At 70.1% G+C, this 18,078-nt stretch carries 21 protein-coding genes and 1 tRNA gene; 7 read left to right on the top strand and 15 right to left on the bottom strand.

Annotated features, from left to right (window positions below):
* Positions 1 to 53 precede the first annotated feature (53 nt).
* The 6 genes from cpaB to U5K29_04595 all read right to left on the bottom strand — a co-directional run bounded on the left by cpaB (position 54) and on the right by U5K29_04595 (position 7,302).
* Positions 54 to 905: a Flp pilus assembly protein CpaB gene (gene cpaB, locus U5K29_04570; protein ID MDZ7677803.1), complete on the bottom strand. Its 852-nt coding sequence runs from the start codon at positions 903 to 905 to the stop codon at positions 54 to 56.
* A gap of 304 nt (positions 906 to 1,209) precedes the next feature.
* Entirely contained in the window at positions 1,210 to 2,745 is a 1,536-nt protein-coding gene (rpsA, locus tag U5K29_04575) for a 30S ribosomal protein S1 (protein MDZ7677804.1), read from the bottom strand.
* A 110-nt stretch (positions 2,746 to 2,855) separates the two neighbouring features.
* Entirely contained in the window at positions 2,856 to 3,617 is a 762-nt protein-coding gene (locus tag U5K29_04580; GenBank protein ID MDZ7677805.1) for a methyltransferase domain-containing protein, read from the bottom strand.
* 4 nt (positions 3,618 to 3,621) lie between these two features.
* The gene (gene polA / locus U5K29_04585) at positions 3,622 to 6,309 is read right to left on the bottom strand and encodes a DNA polymerase I (protein ID MDZ7677806.1); all 2,688 of its coding nucleotides are present in this window, start codon (positions 6,307 to 6,309) and stop codon (positions 3,622 to 3,624) included.
* Positions 6,310 to 6,349: 40 nt separating this feature from the next.
* Positions 6,350 to 6,940 carry a response regulator gene (locus tag U5K29_04590; GenBank protein MDZ7677807.1) on the bottom strand — a complete coding sequence of 197 codons (591 nt, stop codon included), beginning with the start codon at positions 6,938 to 6,940 and terminating at the stop codon, positions 6,350 to 6,352.
* A 17-nt stretch (positions 6,941 to 6,957) separates the two neighbouring features.
* Positions 6,958 to 7,302, bottom strand: coding sequence for a hypothetical protein (locus U5K29_04595; GenBank protein ID MDZ7677808.1), 345 nt, complete (start codon positions 7,300 to 7,302; stop codon positions 6,958 to 6,960).
* 143 nt (positions 7,303 to 7,445) lie between these two features.
* Here U5K29_04595 and U5K29_04600 point away from each other — a divergent pair, with 143 nt between their 5' ends.
* Positions 7,446 to 7,586, top strand: coding sequence for a hypothetical protein (locus U5K29_04600; GenBank protein ID MDZ7677809.1), 141 nt, complete (start codon positions 7,446 to 7,448; stop codon positions 7,584 to 7,586).
* Positions 7,587 to 8,261: 675 nt separating this feature from the next.
* On the opposite strand, the gene U5K29_04605 is transcribed toward U5K29_04600, so the two are convergent.
* Positions 8,262 to 8,347 (bottom strand) — tRNA-Leu (locus U5K29_04605).
* A gap of 34 nt (positions 8,348 to 8,381) precedes the next feature.
* Between U5K29_04605 and U5K29_04610 the strand changes: the two genes are divergently transcribed.
* The 6 genes from U5K29_04610 to U5K29_04635 all read left to right on the top strand — a co-directional run bounded on the left by U5K29_04610 (position 8,382) and on the right by U5K29_04635 (position 12,953).
* A complete protein-coding gene (locus U5K29_04610) occupies positions 8,382 to 8,537 on the top strand; it encodes a hypothetical protein (GenBank protein ID MDZ7677810.1) in 156 nt (51 codons plus the stop codon).
* Positions 8,538 to 8,620: 83 nt separating this feature from the next.
* Positions 8,621 to 9,805, top strand: a complete 1,185-nt coding sequence (fabD, locus tag U5K29_04615; GenBank protein MDZ7677811.1) for an ACP S-malonyltransferase — start codon at positions 8,621 to 8,623, stop codon at positions 9,803 to 9,805.
* Positions 9,806 to 10,732 (top strand): beta-ketoacyl-ACP synthase III, encoded by a 927-nt coding sequence (locus tag U5K29_04620; protein MDZ7677812.1) that lies wholly within the window; start codon positions 9,806 to 9,808, stop codon positions 10,730 to 10,732. It abuts the gene before it with no gap.
* Complete coding sequence (locus tag U5K29_04625) at positions 10,729 to 11,448, top strand: beta-ketoacyl-ACP reductase (GenBank protein MDZ7677813.1); 720 nt, start codon at positions 10,729 to 10,731, stop codon at positions 11,446 to 11,448. The genes U5K29_04620 and U5K29_04625 overlap by 4 nt, the downstream gene beginning before the upstream one ends.
* Before the next feature lie 84 nt (positions 11,449 to 11,532).
* A complete protein-coding gene (acpP, locus tag U5K29_04630) occupies positions 11,533 to 11,772 on the top strand; it encodes an acyl carrier protein (GenBank protein ID MDZ7677814.1) in 240 nt (79 codons plus the stop codon).
* The gene (locus tag U5K29_04635; protein MDZ7677815.1) at positions 11,772 to 12,953 is read left to right on the top strand and encodes a beta-ketoacyl-ACP synthase II; all 1,182 of its coding nucleotides are present in this window, start codon (positions 11,772 to 11,774) and stop codon (positions 12,951 to 12,953) included. Before acpP ends, U5K29_04635 begins: the two co-directional genes overlap by 1 nt.
* A gap of 6 nt (positions 12,954 to 12,959) precedes the next feature.
* On the opposite strand, the gene U5K29_04640 is transcribed toward U5K29_04635, so the two are convergent.
* The 8 genes from U5K29_04640 to U5K29_04675 all read right to left on the bottom strand — a co-directional run bounded on the left by U5K29_04640 (position 12,960) and on the right by U5K29_04675 (position 18,020).
* Entirely contained in the window at positions 12,960 to 13,577 is a 618-nt protein-coding gene (locus tag U5K29_04640) for a methylated-DNA--[protein]-cysteine S-methyltransferase (protein MDZ7677816.1), read from the bottom strand.
* A gap of 39 nt (positions 13,578 to 13,616) precedes the next feature.
* The gene (gene fabZ / locus U5K29_04645) at positions 13,617 to 14,045 is read right to left on the bottom strand and encodes a 3-hydroxyacyl-ACP dehydratase FabZ (GenBank protein ID MDZ7677817.1); all 429 of its coding nucleotides are present in this window, start codon (positions 14,043 to 14,045) and stop codon (positions 13,617 to 13,619) included.
* On the bottom strand, positions 14,042 to 14,509 hold the full coding sequence (gene bcp / locus U5K29_04650; protein MDZ7677818.1) for a thioredoxin-dependent thiol peroxidase: 468 nt from the start codon (positions 14,507 to 14,509) through the stop codon (positions 14,042 to 14,044). The genes fabZ and bcp overlap by 4 nt, the downstream gene beginning before the upstream one ends.
* A 73-nt stretch (positions 14,510 to 14,582) precedes the next feature.
* Positions 14,583 to 14,858: an HU family DNA-binding protein gene (locus tag U5K29_04655; GenBank protein ID MDZ7677819.1), complete on the bottom strand. Its 276-nt coding sequence runs from the start codon at positions 14,856 to 14,858 to the stop codon at positions 14,583 to 14,585.
* Positions 14,859 to 15,003: 145 nt separating this feature from the next.
* Positions 15,004 to 15,369: a hypothetical protein gene (locus U5K29_04660; GenBank protein ID MDZ7677820.1), complete on the bottom strand. Its 366-nt coding sequence runs from the start codon at positions 15,367 to 15,369 to the stop codon at positions 15,004 to 15,006.
* Positions 15,362 to 16,171: a tryptophan synthase subunit alpha gene (gene trpA, locus U5K29_04665; protein MDZ7677821.1), complete on the bottom strand. Its 810-nt coding sequence runs from the start codon at positions 16,169 to 16,171 to the stop codon at positions 15,362 to 15,364. The genes U5K29_04660 and trpA overlap by 8 nt, the downstream gene beginning before the upstream one ends.
* Positions 16,168 to 17,349 (bottom strand): tryptophan synthase subunit beta, encoded by a 1,182-nt coding sequence (gene trpB, locus U5K29_04670; protein ID MDZ7677822.1) that lies wholly within the window; start codon positions 17,347 to 17,349, stop codon positions 16,168 to 16,170. The genes trpA and trpB overlap by 4 nt, the downstream gene beginning before the upstream one ends.
* Positions 17,346 to 18,020 (bottom strand): phosphoribosylanthranilate isomerase, encoded by a 675-nt coding sequence (locus U5K29_04675; GenBank protein MDZ7677823.1) that lies wholly within the window; start codon positions 18,018 to 18,020, stop codon positions 17,346 to 17,348. Before U5K29_04675 ends, trpB begins: the two co-directional genes overlap by 4 nt.
* Between the last annotated feature and the right edge of the window lie 58 nt (positions 18,021 to 18,078).

The raw sequence follows: 18,078 nt of genomic DNA on the forward strand, positions 1-18,078 counted from the left end.
TACTCCCTGTGGCTCGAGGTTCGTCTCCGCCGAACGGTTCAGCGAACGACATGCTACTCCCTGCCACCTGGGCCGTATGGGGTCAGGCGGGCAGGGTCCTCGCCCGGGAGCACCTCGTAGGGATCGGGCATGGGCAGCACCTGGGGCTCGTACTCGGGGTTGACCAGCGAGAGGTAGATCCCGCTGGCGGCGACGATCCGCTGCACCGCCTCGGGCGGCACCGCGAAGGTGATGAGGCCGGACTGGCCCGCCACCTCGGCCGCATCGACGGTCTCGCCGGGCTGGGGTACCGGGCTCTGGCCGATAGCCAGGATCTCCACCGCCTGGTACAGGTACCGGGCGTGGGAGTCGTAGGGGATCTCGATGAACTCGAGACCAGGGCTGTTGGGGGTGCCGGGGCCGGTCCCGACCGGCGGGAGCTGGTCCTCGGGATACTCGTGGAGGCCGGCGGAGACCAACATGTTGACCTTGTCGCCGGGCACCAGCAGACCGGCCACGCCACCGACCTGGTCGACCGAGATGGTGACGGTGGCCTCTTCGGGGTCGATGCGCTCGGCGAAGCTGATCAGCGCCACCGACGGGTCGACGAACATGCCGTCGACCAGGACCTGGTTGGCGGAGAGCTCGTTGAGCGCCACCAGACCGACGATCTGGTCGGGGTCGTTCACCGCGTTGGCCGGCAGGAACTCGCGGGGGATCTCGCTGCGGACGATGTAGCGCTCCTCGACCGCCTCGGCGCCGGGGAACCCCTGTGGGATGTTGCGGTCGACCTTGAACACCTCGACGCGCTCGGCCTCTTCGTACGCGCGGTCCTCGATCCCCTGCACGTAGTTGTAGAGGGCGAACGCGGCGATGGCGCCGACGGCGATCGCCGCGATCAGGATCAGCGTTCTGCGAGAGCTCAATTCGACCTCACTCGTCCTGGTTCTGGTGCTGGATGGGTGCCGTCCAGGTGCTTCGCAGTTCCGCCCCGTTGCGGAGAAGTCGTGGCTGGCACCGCCGTACGCTCTCCGTCGGCCGATTGCCCCGGATTCCTGAGCAATTCACCACAGAGACCTGGTCGGGCACCCTACTGCACCGCTGTCAAGCCGGGTTGGATCCTCGCGGGCCACGCCGGGCGCGCCCGCTCCTGCCACGAGCGTGAGCGCGTGGCAGCAGCGAGCGATCGTCGTCAACCGCGATGGTCGTCGCCGCGCGACGGCGCGGTGGTCAGTCCTCGTCCGGGGCCGCGTCGGGGGCCGCGGCCTCGTCGGCGACTCCAGTGGGCTCCTCGGCGAGACCAGTGGGCTCCTCGGCGACACCCTCGGCGCTGCCGGCCGCGATGTTGGGATCCATGGGCGCGGTGCCGCCGGGCACTGCACCGTCGGGGTGCTCGTGGTAGTACTCGGCCCACGCCTCCTCGGCGTCGGAGGGGACCGCGGCATCGGGATCGGCATCGACGGTCGGGCCGCCGATGTAGTTGCCCTCGTCGTCGTAGGCGTGCTCGCCGAAGTGCTCCTGGTACTCCGCAGCCACGACACCACCCTCGGCGGCCTGCTTGATCGACAGGCTGATTCGGCGGCGCTGCAGGTCGAGGTCGATGATCTTGACCCAGAGCTCTTCGCCAGGGGTCACGACCTGTTCGGGGAGCTCGACGTGGTGCGCCGACATCTCCGAGATGTGGACCAGGCCCTCGATGCCGTCGCCCACCTGCACGAACGAACCGAAGGGCACCAGCTTGGTGACCCGGCCGTACACGAGCTCGCCGACCCGGTGGTTGCCGGCGAACTCCTGCCAGGGGTCCTGCTGGGTGGCCTTGAGCGACAGGCTGATGCGCTCACGGTCGAGATCGACCTCGAGCACCTGCACGGTGATCTCGTCGCCGACGGCGACGACCGACCCCGGATGGTCGACGTGCTTCCAGGACAGCTCGGAGACGTGGACCAGCCCGTCCATGCCGCCGAGATCGACGAAGGCACCGAAGTTGACCACCGAGGACACCACGCCCTGGCGGATCTCGCCCGGCTTGAGGTTGGTGAGGAAGTCCTCGCGCTGTTCCTTCTGTGTCTCTTCGAGCCAGGCCCGGCGGGACAGCACCACGTTGTTGCGGTTCTTGTCGAGCTCGATGATCTTGGCCTCGAGCGTGCGGCCGACATAGGGCTGGAGGTCGCGCACCCGGCGCAGCTCGACCAGCGATGCCGGCAGGAAGCCGCGCAGGCCGATGTCGATGATGAGACCGCCCTTGACGACCTCGATGACCGGCCCCGAGACCACGCCGTCGGCTTCCTTGAGGGCCTCGATGGTCCCCCAGGCCCGCTCGTACTGGGCCCGCTTCTTGGACAGCAGCAGCCGACCTTCCTTGTCCTCCTTCTGGAGGACGAGGGCTTCGATGCGCTCGCCCATGTTGACGATCTCGTTGGGATCGACGTCGTTGCGGATCGACAGCTCGCGGCTGGGGATCACGCCCTCGGACTTGTAGCCGATGTCGAGCAGGACCTCGTCGCGGTCGACCTTGACGACGACCCCTTCGACGAGCTGTCCGTCCTCGACGTCGACCATGCTCGCGGTGTAGGCGTCGTCGATCGACATGTCGCCGAGGTCGTTGGCGATGACCTGGCGGGGCGTGTAGTCGCCCTGCTCGTCGAAGGTGCCCATCTCGGGGCTGGCGCCGCTGGCGGCGGACGGGTTGGAGGTGGAGGGGGCTGGGGTGGTCGGGGGCACCTCGGCGGAGGTCTCCGCGACGTCGGTGCTTGCCTGGTCGGACACGTGATCGCCTTCTAGTGGTCTGGGTCGGTGCGGTCGTCGGGGACGACCGGCGGTCGGGCGCTCGCCGGGATGGCGGGCAGTGGAACCCGAGCGCGCAGCCCAACAGGGTATCACCCCGCCTTGCGGGCGATCACCAGGAGCTCGGGATGGTCGAGGTCGGGAGGCCGGCGGGCGTAGTCGCCCGGAGCGACCGCCCAGCAGTGCTCGTAGGACAGACCCGACGCCGCCGTGAGCAGCCGGAGCTCGCGGGGCGTGTAGCAGCCTGTCCAGAGCTCGGTCTCGGCGTCCACGCCGGTCTCGGACCGGATGGAGGTGACCTCACGGTTGACCCCGGCGTCGGCGTCGAAGGCATCGTGGGCTTCGAGGTAGCGGACCTGGAAGTAGGCCGAGAAGGCGGTGAAGGCCGCCTGTCCGCCCGATCGCAGCGCCCGGGCCATCGCCGACAGCACGGGCAGATCGGGATCGAGCACGGGCCCGCCATCGCTGGGGGCCCACGACGACGCCGGGCCACCGGAGAGCCCGAACGCCCCCTGGCACAGCGAGATGACGGCGTCGAACTCGGCGACGAAGGGGAGCTCGCGGGCGTCGTGGCGCTGGTAGGTGACCCCGACCGGCGCCGCGGACCGGGCGACCTCGAGGAACCGTTCGGAGATGTCGACACCGACGACCTCGATCCCTTGCTCGCCGAGGGCGTTGGCGTGTCGGCCAGGCCCGCAGCCGACGTCGAGCACCCGCGACCCCGGTCCGAGCCCCAGCGTCTCGACCAGGAAGGCGACCTCTTGGGCGGTGCCCCGCGTGAACGAGTAGCGGAGGTAGGCCGCCCCGAGGTGGTCGGCGACGTCTTCGAACCAGTGGTCGCGGCCAGCGCTCACCCGGTCATCCCTTGGCGTCGGCCCAGCTGGCCCCGAACGACAGGTTGACCTCGAGCGGCACCCGCAGCTCGAAGGCGTTGGCCATGACCCCCACGGTGAGCTCGGCGATGGCGTCGCGCTCGTCGGAGGGGACCTCGAGCAGCACCTCGTCGTGGACCTGCAGGATGAGCCGGCTGGTGGTGTCGGCGGCGTCGAGCGCGGCGTCGAGGCGCACCAGTGCCACCTTGAAGATGTCGGCGGCGAGCCCCTGGATGCCGGCGTTCATGGCCTGGCGCTCGCCGGCCTGGCGGATGCGGTAGTTGGACGAGGCCAGTTCGGGGATCTGGCGCCGCCGGCCGAACAAGGTCTCGGTGTAGCCGCGCTCGCGGGCCTCGGCCACGGTGCGCTCCATGTAGTCCTTCACCGCGGGGAACGCCACGAAGTAGGCGTCGAGGATGACCGAGGCCTCGTCGGTGGCGATGTTGAGCCGCTGGCCCAGCCCGTAGGCCTCCATGCCGTAGGCCAGGCCGTAGGAGACCATCTTGGCCTTCGACCGCTGCTCGAGGGTGACCTCGGCGGGGTCGACCCCGAAGATCCGTGCGGCGGTGGCGTTGTGGATGTCCTGGCCCGATTCGAAGGCACCGATCAGCCCCGGGTCGTCGGCGAGGTGGGCGATGCAGCGCAGCTCGATCTGGTTGTAGTCGGCCACGAGCAGCTCGAACCCCTCGGCGGGAACGAACGCCCGCCGGAACTGGCGCCCCAGGTCGGAGCGGACCGGGATGTTGTGCAGGTTGGGGTCCTCGGAGCTGAGCCGCCCGGTGCGGGCCACCGTCTGGTTGAACGTGGCGTGGATGCGTCCGTCGTCGGCGACCTCGGCCATCAGCCCCTCGCCGTAGGTGGAGCGCAGCTTCTCGACCTCGCGGTAGCGCAGGAGGTGCTCGACGATGGGGTGTTGGCCGAGCAGCTTCTCGAGCGAGGCGGCATCGGTGGAGAAGCCGGTCTTGGTCTTCTTCTGGGGGGTGAGCCCCAGCCGGTCGAAGAGGATCTCGCGGAGCTGCTTGGTGGAGTTCACGTTGAACTCGACGCCGGCGTCGTGGTGGATCTGCCGGGTGAGGTCGGCGGCCTCGGTGGCAAGCTGGTCGTTGAGGTCGCGCAGCACGTCGATGTCGACCCCGACGCCGGTGGCCTCCATGGTGGCCAGCACCCGCACCAGCGGCACCTCGATGTCGTCGTTGAGGGCCCGCAGGCCCTGGGCGTCGAGGGCGGCGGTGATGGGCCCGACCACGCGGTCGACCGCCAGCGCGTCGCGGGCCGCATCACGGGCTGCGGCGTCGCGGTCGGTGCCGTCGAAGTCGAGCTGGCCGGCGTCGGCGCCGCCGGATTCGGGCAGCTGCAACCGGCAGTGGCGGGCGAGGAGATCGCCGAGCTGGTAGCGCCCCTCGGCCGGGTCGAGCAGGTAGGCCGCGATCATGGTGTCGAGCCCCAGGGTGCGGACCTCGACCCCGAGTGTGGCCAGCGACCGCAGCACCGGCTTGGCCGAGTGCATGGCCAAGGGCCGACCGCCAGGGACGACCAGCGCGGCCAGACGCTCGAGCACCTGCGGATCGTGCAGCGTCTCACCGGGCAGGAAGGCGACCTCGGCCGCCTCGGCATCGGTGACCACCGCGATCCCCACGAGGGTCGACCGGCCGGGGACGCCGTCCCAGGCACCGGCGAGGGCCAGCGGCTCGCTCCCCGATGCCAGCCCGAAGATCACCTCGGCGGCGCGGTCGGGCTCGTCGATGGTGGCGACCTCGGCCTCGAGCACCTCCTCGCCACCACCGGACGCCGCCGCCACCTCGCCCCCCATGGCTTCGGCCAGGCGCTCGGCGAGGCTGTGGAACTCGAGGAAGTCGAACAGCGACCTCACCGCCTCGGGGTCGACCCGACCCGCCGACAGGGGTGCGGGTTCGACGTCGACCTCGAGGTCGCGGAGCAACACCATCACCTCGGCGTTGCGGCGGGCCTGGGCCTCGTGGGCCGCCAGGTTCTGGCGCAGCTTCGGGGTCTGCTCGTCGACGTGGGCGAAGATGCCGTCGAGGCCCCCGTAGGCGTTGATGAGCTTGGCCGCGGTCTTCTCCCCCACCCCCGGCACACCGTCGAGGTTGTCGGACGGGTCGCCCCGCAACGCCGCGTAGTCGACGTAGTCGGTCGGATGCACACCGGTGCGCTCGACGATGCCGGCCTCGTCGTAGAGGGCGTAGTCGGACACGCCCCGCCGGTTGTAGAGGACCTTGATGTGGGGGTCCTCGACCAGTTGGTAGGTGTCGCGGTCGCCGGTCACGATCAGCACGTCGTCGCCACGGTCGCGGGCCTGGGTGGCCAGCGAGGCGATGATGTCGTCGGCCTCGACCCCCACCTGCTCGACGGCGGGGATGACGAGGACCTCGAGCACCTGACGAACCAGGCCCATCTGCTGGCGAAGGATGTCGGGCGCGGCCTCGCGGGTGGCCTTGTACTCGGGGACCGCCTCGTGGCGAAACGTCGGCTCGGGGCGGTCGAAGGCGACCACGATGCCGTCGGGCCGGTGGTCGCGCACCAGGTTGACCAGCATGGAGGTGAAGCCGTACACCGCGTTGGTGACCTGACCCGACGCGGTGACCAGATCGGTGGGGAGGGCGAAGAAGGCCCGGTAGGTGAGCGAGTTCCCGTCGAGCAACATGAGGCTGGTCACCGCGTCAGCCTAGGCAGCCGCGACGACAGCCGGGGACGGTTCAGGAGCTGGCGGCGGGAGGGCCGATGGCGCCGTCGATGACCTGCTGGGCGATGTCCTTCATCGAACGGCGCTCGCGCATGGCGGTGCGCTGGATGAACCCGAATGCATCGCCTTCGGGCATCGACTGCTCGTCCATGAGCTTGCCCTTGGCCCGCTCGACCACCTTGCGGGTCTCGAGCTGGTCCTCGAGGTTGGCCGCGGTCTGGTGCAGCTCACGCATGTCGTTGAACCGACCCAGGGCGAGCTCGACCGCGGGGATGAGCTGGCTGCGTTGGAAGGGCTTGACCAGGTAGGCGAGGGCGCCCGCGTCCCGGGCCTGTTCGACCAGGTCGCGCTGGCTGAACGCGGTGAGGATGAGCACCGCGGCACGACGCTCGCCGGTGATCTCGCGGGCAGCGGACAGCCCGTCGAGACCCGGCATCTTGATGTCGAGGATGGCCAGCTCGGGCTCGAGCTCCTTGACCATCTGCACCGCCTCGTCGCCGCGACCGGTCTCTCCGACGACCTCGTAGCCCTCCTCTTCGAGGGTCTCCTTGAGATCGAGCCGGATGATGGCCTCGTCTTCAGCGATGACGACACGGGTTGGCACAGAGGTCTCCAGACGGATCAGCGGGGCTGCTCGGAAGCAGCCGGTGGTTCGGTCAGGCGTGGCTCCCGGGGAGCCGCGAGGGATTGGAGTTGGTCCAGCAGCGAGTCCTGGAGGGACTCGAGCCTGGCGATCTCGCCCACGACCTCGTCTCGGCCCCGCTCCATGGCGGCGGCATGGCGCGCCGCCTCGCGATGCTCCTGTTCGGCCAGCGGGGTCTCCGACACCAGCGATCGCAGGCGGGCATCGTCGGCCTCCTCGACGAAGTGCGCGAGCTGCTCGTCGTGGACCCGGAGGTCGTCGTTGAGTTGCCGGAGCCGATCGGTCACATCGACGAGCCGGCGCTCGATGAGCGATCTCGACATGGCAACAGTCTACGACGGCTGGGGGATGGGCCGTGCCGGTCGACACCAGTGCCCGACACCCCAGCCATCGATAGCTGTTCGAGGCCACTCACATCTCGCCCGCAACGGCCGATCAGGAGGCCATGACGGTGGACAGGCGGTGGTTGGCCACAAGGGTCGCGATCGTGTTGCTCGCGCTGCAGATCGCCGTGGCAGGTGCACACCTGTGGGAGCGCAACGTCAACCAGGACGGATGGGGCTCCCTGCCCTTCTCGTGGCAGATGTACTCGGGGAAGACCCCGTGACCCTCTTCGTCAGAGCGTTCGGCGCGCTCTGCCTGCTCAAGTCGGTCGACCTCGCCGTCCGTGCACCTGACGCAGTGGGTGAACCGGTCGCAGCACTACTGCTCGCGGCATGGATTCCCGCCGCGGCAGCGCTCACCCTCGACCACCACGTCCGAAAGGCAGGCGTTGCGATCGCTGCGCTGGTGGCCATCACCCTCTGGTCCTCCATGGACCTGTTCAACCAGCACTTTGTCCTGATGGCGTGGATCGGAATCTTCATCGCGATCCTGGACGGACCTCTGCTCGCGCTCGTGCTGAGGGTTCAGCTCACGATCGTCTACGGCTTCGGGGCCCTCGCCAAGCTCAACCCGTGGTTCCTCTCGGGCGACACGCTGGCTTGGCACGCAGGCGAGCGACTGCCCGTGCCTGACCAGGCCTGGATGCCGCTGGCGTTCGCGGTGGTGGCTACCGAGGGTTGGCTGGCCTTCGGCTTGTGGTGGCGTCGGACCCGCGTGGTCTCGATGATGCTCGGCGTGGTCCTTCACCTCGGCATCGTGGTGGGCATGGCCACCTCGGTCGACTCCCTGGTACGGATGATCGTCTTCAACGGGCTCTGCGTGGTGCTCTATCTTGCCTTCGTGCCCGATGGTCGCTACGGGACCCAGCGGCACAGCGCCCAGGTGTCGTGGGAAGTGGTGGTGCCCGGGGTGGGACTTGAACCCACACGCCCTTTCGGACAGGGGATTTTGAGTCCCCCGCGTCTGCCATTCCGCCACCCGGGCCTCTGGTGGTCACCGGAAGCGTAGCCTGGCCACCGTGCCCGAACCGACCACGACCGGCCGCTCACGACTGCGTCGGCGCCTTCGCCTCCTAGGCTGGCTGGGTGCCGTGGTGCTCGGCCTGGCAGCGGCGCGAGACTGGGCGATACGCCACAACGATCGCCGGGCGGTCCCGCGCCACCAGGCCGGCTGAAACCTCATGACCGTCCCCACGGTCAGACCCTTCCACCGAGACCGCAGCATCCCCCCGAACACCGACAGGATCTCCCCACACCGATGATCGCGTTCACCTTCCCAGGGCAAGGCTCGCAACGACCGGGCATGGGCCAGCCGTGGGTCGACCACGAGTCGTGGGAGCTGGTCGCCGAGGCCAGCGAGCACGCCGGGAGCGACCTCGAGGCGCTGCTGCTCACCGCCGACGCCGACGAGCTCGTCTCCACCCGCAACGCCCAGCTCGCCACCTTCGTGCTGAGCCTGGTGACCCTCGACGCCATCGAGCGCACCGGCGTCGAACCGGCCCGAGCCGCCGGTCACAGCCTCGGCGAGTACACCGCCCTCGTCGCCTCGGGGGCGCTGGCCTTCGACGACGGGGTGCGCCTGGTCAGCGAGCGGGGTGCAGCCATGCTCACCGCCGCCGAGGACCGCACCGGCTCGATGGCCGCAGTGCTCGGGCTCGACGACGACAAGGTCGAGGTGGCCTGCGAGGCGACCGACGGCGAGGTGTGGGTCGCCAACTACAACGCCCCCGGCCAGGTCGTGATCGCCGGCGATCCCGCCGCCATCGACGCCGCCGGCGTTGCGGCCAAGGAGCTGGGCGCGAAGCGGGTCATGGCGTTCCCGGTCGGCGGGGCGTTCCACACCCCGTTCATGGCTCCCGCCCGCGACCGCCTGACCAAGGCGCTCGCCGGCATCGAGTGGCGCTCCCCCGCCATCCCGGTCCACGCCAACGTCGACGCCGACGCCCACACCGATGCCACCCCCTGGCCCGATCTCCTGGCGGCCCAGCTCACCAGCCCCGTCCGGTGGCGCCAGATCCTCCACCACTTCGACGAAGCCGGAGTGAACACGGTGGTCGAGGTCGGTCCCGGTTCGGTGCTCACCGGCATGGCCAAGCGCACCCTCAAGGGCGCCCGCACCGTGTCGGTCTCCACCCCCGACGACCTCGACTCGTTGCTCGAGGCCCTGGCCGCCACCCCTGCGGCCACCCACGCCGACACCGGACACCACGACGGCGAGCACCTGTTCGCCACCGAACGCCTGGTGGTCAGCCCTGCCGCCGGGGTCTTCACCCCCGAACCGGGGCTCGACGCCGGCACGACCATCGCCGCCGGCCACCTGCTCGGCCAGGTGGGTTCGGAACAAGTCCGCTCAGCATTTGGAGGTTCGCTCATGGGATGGCTCGCAGTCGACGGTGAACGGGTGGCCACCAGCCAGCCCATCGCCTGGTTGAGGACGGTCTGAGTGCGCGGCGCAACGATCCGCAGCTGGGGCACCGCGCTGCCCGCGAAGGTCGTCACCAACCACGACCTCGAAGCCACCCTCGACACCAGCGACGAGTGGATCGTCGACCGCACCGGCATCCATGAACGTCACGTCGGCGGCACCACCAGCGGTCTGGCCATCGAGGCCGGTCGCCTCGCCCTCGACCGGGCGGGTTGGGCCCCCGAGAGCGTCGACCTGCTCATCCTCGCCACCACCAGCCCCGACCAGCAGGTGCCGGCGACCGCATCCACCGTCCAGCACGAGCTCGGGCTCTCCTGCGGCGCGTTCGACCTCAACGCCGCCTGCTCCGGCTTCGTCTACGGCCTCGTGGCCGCCCACGGGTTCATCGACGCGGGCATGTCCCGGGTCCTGCTCATCGGCTCCGAGACGCTGTCACGCATCACCGACTGGGACGACCGGGGCACCGCCATCCTCTTCGCCGACGGAGCCGGCGGGGTCACCCTCGAGGCCGTCGACGGGCCCGGCGAGCTGCTCGGGTGGGACCTGGGTTCGGACGGCTCGGCCCGCCACATCCTCGACGCCGACATCGGCGGCTACCTCGAGATGGACGGGCGCGAGGTCTTCCGCCGGGCGGTACGGGTCATGGTGCAGTCCGGCAACGAGGCGCTCGCCCGCGCCGGGGTCGGCGCCGACGACATCGCCCTGGTGGTCCCCCACCAGGCCAACATCCGCATCATCGAGTCGGCCTGCGCCAAGCTCGGATTCCCGATGGAACAGGTCGTCACCGTGCTCGAGCACACCGGCAACACGTCCTCCGCGTCCATCCCGCTCGCGCTGGCCGACGCCGCCGACCAGGACCGGCTGCATCCCGGCGACCTGGTGATGCTGGTCGGGTTCGGTGCCGGCATGACCTGGGCCTCGGCCATCATCCGGTGGGAGCCATGACCAGCCCCGGCGGGCGCGTCGTGCTGATCACCGGCGGCAACCGGGGCATCGGTCTGGCCACCGCCGAGGCGTTCGCCGACGCCGGCCACCGCGTGGCGGTCACCTACCGGTCCTCGCCACCCGACGACGACCGCTTGCTGTGCGTCCCCTGCGACGTGTCCGACTCCCAACAGGTCGACGACGCCTTCGCCAAGGTCGAGGCCGAGCTGGGCCCGGTCGAGGTCCTCGTCGCCAACGCCGGGTTCAATCGCGACGGGCTGGTGCTGCGGATGTCCGACGACGACTTCACCGAGGTCCTCGACACCAACCTCACCGGCGCGTTCCGCGCCGCCCGCCGCGCCGTCAAGTCGATGATGCGCAACCGCTGGGGACGCATCGTGATGCTCTCGTCGATCGTGGGCACCGCGGGTCAAGCCGGACAGGCCAACTACGCAGCCTCCAAGGCGGGGCTGGTCGGCCTGGCCCGGTCGCTCGCCCGCGAGTTCGCGTCCCGCAACATCACGGTCAACGTGGTGGCACCGGGCCCCATCAGCACCGACATGACCGAGGCGCTCACCGACGACCAGCGCTCGGCCCTGTCCGATGCCGTTCCCTTGGCCCGCTTCGGCACCCCCGCCGAGGTCGCGGCCACGATCCGCTTCCTCGCCTCCGACGACGCCGGGTACATCACCGGAGCGGTGATCCCCGTCGACGGTGGATTGGGCATGGGAAGCTGACCGGAACCAAACTCACCCCGAGCCAGAGCCCTGGCTCAGCCATCGTTCCCAACCACCTAACCCACACCACGAAACGGAGCAGCAGTGAGCGACGCCGAGAACTTCGAGAAGTTCAAGCAGTGCGCAGTCGAGGTCCTGGCGGTCGAGGCCGACCAGGTCACCCGTGAAGCACGCTTCGCCGATGACCTCGACGCCGACAGCCTCGACCTGGTCGAGCTGGTCATGCGCCTCGAGGAAGAGTTCGATGTCAGCGTCGACGAGGAAGAGCTCGAAGGCATCGAGACCGTCGGCGCCGCCTACAACCTGATCGTCGCCAAGCTCTGATGCCACGTCGTCGCGTCGCTGTCACCGGAGTCGGCGTCGTCGCGCCGTGCGGCATCGGTCGCGACGACTACTGGCAGGGCCTGCTCACCGCTCCGCCCGAGGGCCGCGAGCGCCACGTCGAACCGTGGGACCCAACCCCCTGGTTCGAGAACCGCAAGGAGGCCCGCCGGACCGACCGCTTCACCCAGTTCGCCATCGCCGCGGCCGACATGGCCCTCGAGCAGGCGGGCCGGATCACCGCCGACCCGGTCCGGTCCGGCGTCCACATCGGCACCGGCATCGGTGGTGTGTCCACCCTCGAGGACCAGATCATCGCCGGCCACACCAAGGGGCTCGACCGCGTCTCGCCGTTCATGGTGCCGATGATGATGCCCAACGCGGCGTCGGCGACGGTGTCGATGCGCTACGGCTGGCAAGGTCCCTGCGAGACCACCGTCACCGCCTGCGCCGCCGGCACCCACAGCATCGGCAACGCCGCCCGGCTCATCATGGACAACCGGTGCGACGCAGTGCTCGCCGGTGGTTCCGAGGCCCCGTTGACGGCGACCTCGATCGCCGGCTTCACCAACATGACCGCCCTGTCCCGCACCGGCCACTCGCGTCCGTTCGACCAGCGGCGCGACGGCTTCGTCATCGCCGAAGCCGGCGCGGTGCTCGTGCTCGAGGAGTGGGACATGGCCGTCGAGCGAGGAGCCACGATCCTGGCCGAGATCCTCGGTTCGGCCTCCACCGCCGACGCCCACCACATCACCGCTCCCGCCCCGGGCGGAACCGGTGCGGTGAACTGCATGGAGCTGGCCCTGGCCGACGCCGGCCTGGCGCCCGGCGACATCGTCCACATCAACGCCCACGGCACGTCGACACCCTTGAACGATGCCGCCGAAGCCGACGCCATCCACAAGCTGTTCGGTGCGCCCGGTCCCCTGGTCACCAGCACCAAGGGCGTCACCGGCCATGCCCTGGGTGCCGCCGGCGCCATCGAAGCCGTGGCCGTGGTGCTGTCCATGGCGCTCCGCCAGCTGCCGCCCACCATCGGCCACGAGGAGCCCGACCCCGACATGGCCCCGCTCAACCTGGTGACCGGCGATGCCCTCAGCTGGGAACCGGGGCCGTCGCTGTCGAACTCGTTCGGGTTCGGTGGGCACAACGGCACGCTCGTGCTCGGCCCCCCGCCCGGCTGAACCGGATCAGGCGGGCGGAGTCCCCACCCCCTCGAGGTCGAGCAGCCACCGCTTGACCTCGAGCCCTCCCGCGTAGCCACCGAGTCCACCTCCGGTGCGCAGCACACGGTGGCACGGCACCACGATCGGGATGGGGTTGGTCGCCATCGCCGACCCGACGGCCCGGAACGCCTGTGGGTTCCCGGCCCGGGCTGCCAGTTCCGCATAGCTCACGGTCTGTCCGTAGTCGACCGCCTCGAGCGCTCGCAGCACCGTCGCCCGGAACCCCCGGGAGAGTCGCCGGTCCAAGGAGAGCGCGAAGCGATGGCGTCGACCGGCGAAGTACTCGTCGAGCTGTCGGCGCACCGGATCGAGACGGTCGGGCATCTCCAGGATGCGGGGGGACACGTGCTCGGCGATCGGTCCGAGCGCGGCATCGGCCTCGTCGAAGGACACCGCCAGCAGCCCGGCACCGGTTCCGGCCACCACCAGCGGGCCGACCGGCGAATCGACCCGGCACCAGGCCACATCGACCAGGCCCTCGTCCGCGGCACGAGCCACGAACCCCGCCCGGTCGAAGCCGCTGTCCAGGTTGGCCGCCGCCGCCCGGAGGCGGGCCTCGATCTCCTCGTGGGTGTAGCTCACCGGTCGGCCTCCTGTCGTAGGGTACGCAGCGCCGGCGCGTCAGGCGTCGACCAGGACGAACAGCAGATCTGCCTGACAGGCGACCTCGCCCGCGACCTCCACCCGTCCCGATCCCTTGCCCGCCCGGCTGGACATGCGACCGAGCTCGATCGTGAGGTCGAGCACGTCGCCGGGTACGGCCTGACGACGGAAGCGGGCCGAGTCGACACCCCCGAAGAGGGGGAGCTTGGCCGCGAACCGCTCGTCGGAGAGCACCGCGTAGGCTCCGAGCTGGGCGATGGCCTCCACCATGATCACCCCCGGCAGGGTGGGGCGACCGGGAAAGTGGCCGGCGAAGAACGCCTCGTCGCCGGTGAGGGTCCACCGTCCCCTGGCCCGGGCTCCGGGCTCGAGCTCGGTGACCTCGTCGAGGAACAGGAACGGCGGCCGGTGCGGGATGACCTCGGCGGGTGACGGCAGCGGGCTCACGACCCGAGCGCCGCCAGCAGCTTGGTCGGGGTGTCCTTGGGGCTGATCTTGGGCCACGCCTCGGCGATCTTGCCCTTCTCGTCGATGAGGAACGCCGAACGGATGATGCCCATGTACTTCTTGCCATACATCGACTTCTCGCCCCACACCCCGTACTTCTCGGCGATCTCGTGGTCGGGGTCGGACAGCAAGGTGAACCCGAGCGAGTGCTTGTCGTCGAACTTCTTGAGCTTCGCCGGAGCATCGGGACTGATGCCGATGATCGCCGTGTCACCCACCTCGTCGGCGACATCGCGCAACCCGCAGGCCTGGTTGGTGCAACCAGGCGTGTCGGCCTTGGGGTAGAAGTACACCAACACCTTGCGACCGGCGAAGTCGGTGAGCCTCACCGTGTCGTCGTGCTGGTCGGTGAGGGTGAACGCCGGCGCCTTGGCGCCAACGGCGGGAGATGTCGAAGCTGCCATGGCAGCGACTGTACGCGACTCGGGGCGGCCCGTAGGCCGCCCCGAACGCTTGAGAACGTGGTTGCTGGCGGTCTCAGCCCTTGGCGGCAGCCTTGAGCTTGGAACCAGCGCTGACCTTGGCCGCCTTGCTGGCGGGGATCTGGATGGTCTCGCCGGTGGCGGGGTTGCGACCGGTGCGGGCGGAGCGATCGGTCTGCTCGAAGGAGATCCAGCCGGGGATCGTCACCTTGTCGCCCTTGCCGATTGCTTCTGCAACGACCTCGAACAGCGCCTTGACGGCTTCGTCGACATCGTTCTGGGTCTGACCGGTACGGGCGGCAACTGCGGCGACCAGCTCGGATTTGTTCATGTGTTTTGTCCTCCTCGAGGGCCCGGTGAGTCGGATGGTTCCGGGCCAGGTGGCCCCTACGCGACTCGATTCCGGCCCGCGAGTCAAGTATTTCGGGGGTTTCAGGGGTTTGGGCTCCTCGGCAGGGTGCGAACCGCACCGGCGATCAGCGGGTGACCCGTTCGCCGCCGACGCCGGTGTAGCGGGACATGGGGCGACTCATCCGCTCGGCCCACCACCGCGGATCGCGGGCGTGGGCGTGGAAGTGGTCGGGGACCTGGCGCATGGTGCGGTCGATCTCGAAGTTGTCGGCCCCGAACCGCTCGGCGGCCACCTCGCCCAGCACCGCGAGCATGGCGTCGACATCCTCGGGCGGCGGGAGGACACCGTGGTGGTGCCAGACCACCATCGGCACCGAGCAGACCTCGCAGTCGGCCACCCAGCAGCGGTGATCCTCGTGGTACCAGTGGGTGAACCGGGCGGCTTCGCACAGCTCGCAGTCGGGATCCTTCGGGGGTGGTGCCTCAGCCACGGTCGAGCCCGGCACGCAGCGCGGCCACGAACTCCACCGCCGCGTCGAAGCCCTCGCCGTCGAGGAGCTTGCGGATGATCGCCGATGCCACGACCACGCCGTCGGCCACCTCGGCCACCTCGGCCGCGTGATCGGGCGTGGAGATGCCGAGCCCGACGATGACCGGCTTGTCGGTGATCGCCTTGAGCCGACGAGCGATCTGCACCGCGCTCGTGGCCAGTTCGGCCCGTTCGCCGGTGGTGCCGACGACACCGACCGCGTAGACGAAGCCGCGGGCCCGCTCGCACACCCGGACCAGGCGCTCGTCGGAGCCGGTCGGCGCGGCCAGCAGGACCGTCTCGACCCCTGCCTGGTCGGCGCACTCCGCCCACGGACCGACCTCCTCGAGGGGGAGGTCGGGCAGGATCGCACCGGCGATGCCGGCTCGGGCCAGGTCCTGGGCGAAGCGTCGGTGCCCCATGTGGAACGCCACGTTGTAGTAGGTCATGGCGATGAGCGGCACAGCCGACTCGATGCCCTCGACCGCATCGAGGATGCTCGCAGGGGTGACCCCGGACCCGAGGGCGAGGCTCGACGCCTGCTGGATCGTGGGACCGTCCATCATCGGGTCGGAGAACGGGATGCTCACCTCGATGGCATCGGCCCCCGCCTGTCCGAAGGCCTCGACCATGCGGGGCCAGTCGTCGGGGTAGCCGCCGGTGACATAGGGCAACAGGAGCTTGTGCCCGGCATCGCGTCGTGCGCGCAGATGGGCCTCGAGCGGGCCGATCCCGGTGGTGGTCGGGACGTCGGCCGCGCTCATCGGAGGATCTCCATCATCTGGCCGACGTCCTTGTCGCCCCGACCCGACAGGTTCAACAGCACGGTTCGGCCCGCCAGGTCGGCTCTGGCCCGACTCACCCAGGCCAGGGCGTGAGCCGGCTCGAGGGCGGGGATGATGCCTTCGGTGCGGGACAGGAGCTGGAAGGCCTCGATGACCTCGGCGTCGGTGACCTGCTCGTAGCGGGCACGGCCGATGTCGGCGAGATGGGCGTGTTCGGGTCCGACCCCCGGGTAGTCGAGACCGGCCGAGATCGACTCGGCCTCGGTGACCTGGCCCCACTCGTCCTGGAGCAGATACGACTTCGACCCATGGACCACGCCGGGGACGGCCCGAGCCACCGCCGCTCCCCCGGCCGGCTCGACCCCCACCAGCTCGGCATCGGTGTCGACGAAGCCCGAGAAGATGCCGATGGCGTTGGACCCACCGCCGACGCAGGCGGTCACGATGTCGGGGTGGCCGCCCAGCAGGCGCCGGCACTGCTCGCGGGCCTCGGTGCCGATGACCCGCTGCAGCTCGCGCACGATCCACGGATAGGGGTGCGGGCCCATGGCCGACCCGAGGCAGTAGTGGCTCTCCTCGACGGTCGCGACCCAGTCGCGCAGCGCCTCGTTCACCGCGTCCTTGAGCGTGCGGCTCCCCGACGACGCGGGCCGCACCTCGGCGCCCAGCAGCTCCATGCGGAACACGTTGAGCTGCTGGCGGACCATGTCGACCTCGCCCATGTAGACGGTGCAGTCCATGCCGAACAGCGCGGCCGCGGTGGCGGTGGCGACCCCGTGCTGTCCGGCACCGGTCTCGGCGAGGAGCCGGCGCTTGCCCATCCGCCTGGCCAACAGGGCCTGGCCCAGCACGTTGTTGATCTTGTGAGAGCCGGTGTGGTTGAGGTCCTCTCGCTTGAGCAGCAGCCGCAGGCCGAGCTCTTCGGACAGGCGGTGGCACTCGGTGAGCGGCGACGGGCGTCCCGCGTAGTCGGCGAGGAGGCCGTCGAGCTCGGTCCGGAAGGCGGGATCGGCCCAGGCGTCGGCGAAGCCCGCGGCCAGCTCTTCGCACGCGGGCACGATCGTCTCGGGGACGAACCGACCGCCAAAGTCGCCGAAGCGACCGTCGGAACCCGGAGTGCCCATCAGCGACGCACCATCGGTGTTCGGGTCGGTCATTCGTCCTCCTGCCAGTCGTAGAGCTGGGCGGTCCCGACCTCGAGCGGGTCGAACTCCTCGGCGGGGTCGGTGACGGCCGCCTTGGCGTTGGCGACGAAGGCGCGCACCTTGCGTGGGTCCTTGCGGCCGGGCTCGGCCTCGACCCCGGTCGACACGTCGACGCCCCACGGCTGCACCCGGGAAATGGCATCGGCCACGTTGTCCGGCGTGAGGCCACCGGCGAGCAGGATCCGCCGCCCCGACGGCGCCCCCTCGGCCAGCGACCAGTCGAACACCTGGCCCGACCCCGGGGTGGGAGAGTCGATGAGGACGATGTCGGCGCCCCAGTCATCGGAGTGGCGCAGCGACTCGCTTCCGGCGGGGAACGCCTGGATGAGCACATCGACGTTGCGTCGGACGTGGCGCGCATCGTCGGGCGACTCGTGCCCGTGGAGCTGGGCGCCGCGCAACCCGGACGAGCGGACCACCTCGACCACACGTTGTGGGGCCTCGTCGCGGAACACGCCGACGGTGAGGATCTCGGGCGGGAGCCGCCGCACGATGTCACGAACGTGCCCCGCGGCGACCTGTCGGGGCGAGGGCGCGAACACGAAGCTGATGGCGTCGGCACCCATGGCCACCGCCAGCAGTGCGTCGTCCTCGGTGGTGATGCCGCAGATCTTCACGAACACGGCGGCGAACCTACCCGGTGTCGGTGGCGGGAACCGAGCCGGAATCCGCCGAGCAGCC

Source organism: Acidimicrobiales bacterium (assembly GCA_034521975.1).
Lineage (GTDB): Bacteria > Actinomycetota > Acidimicrobiia > Acidimicrobiales > SKKL01 > SKKL01.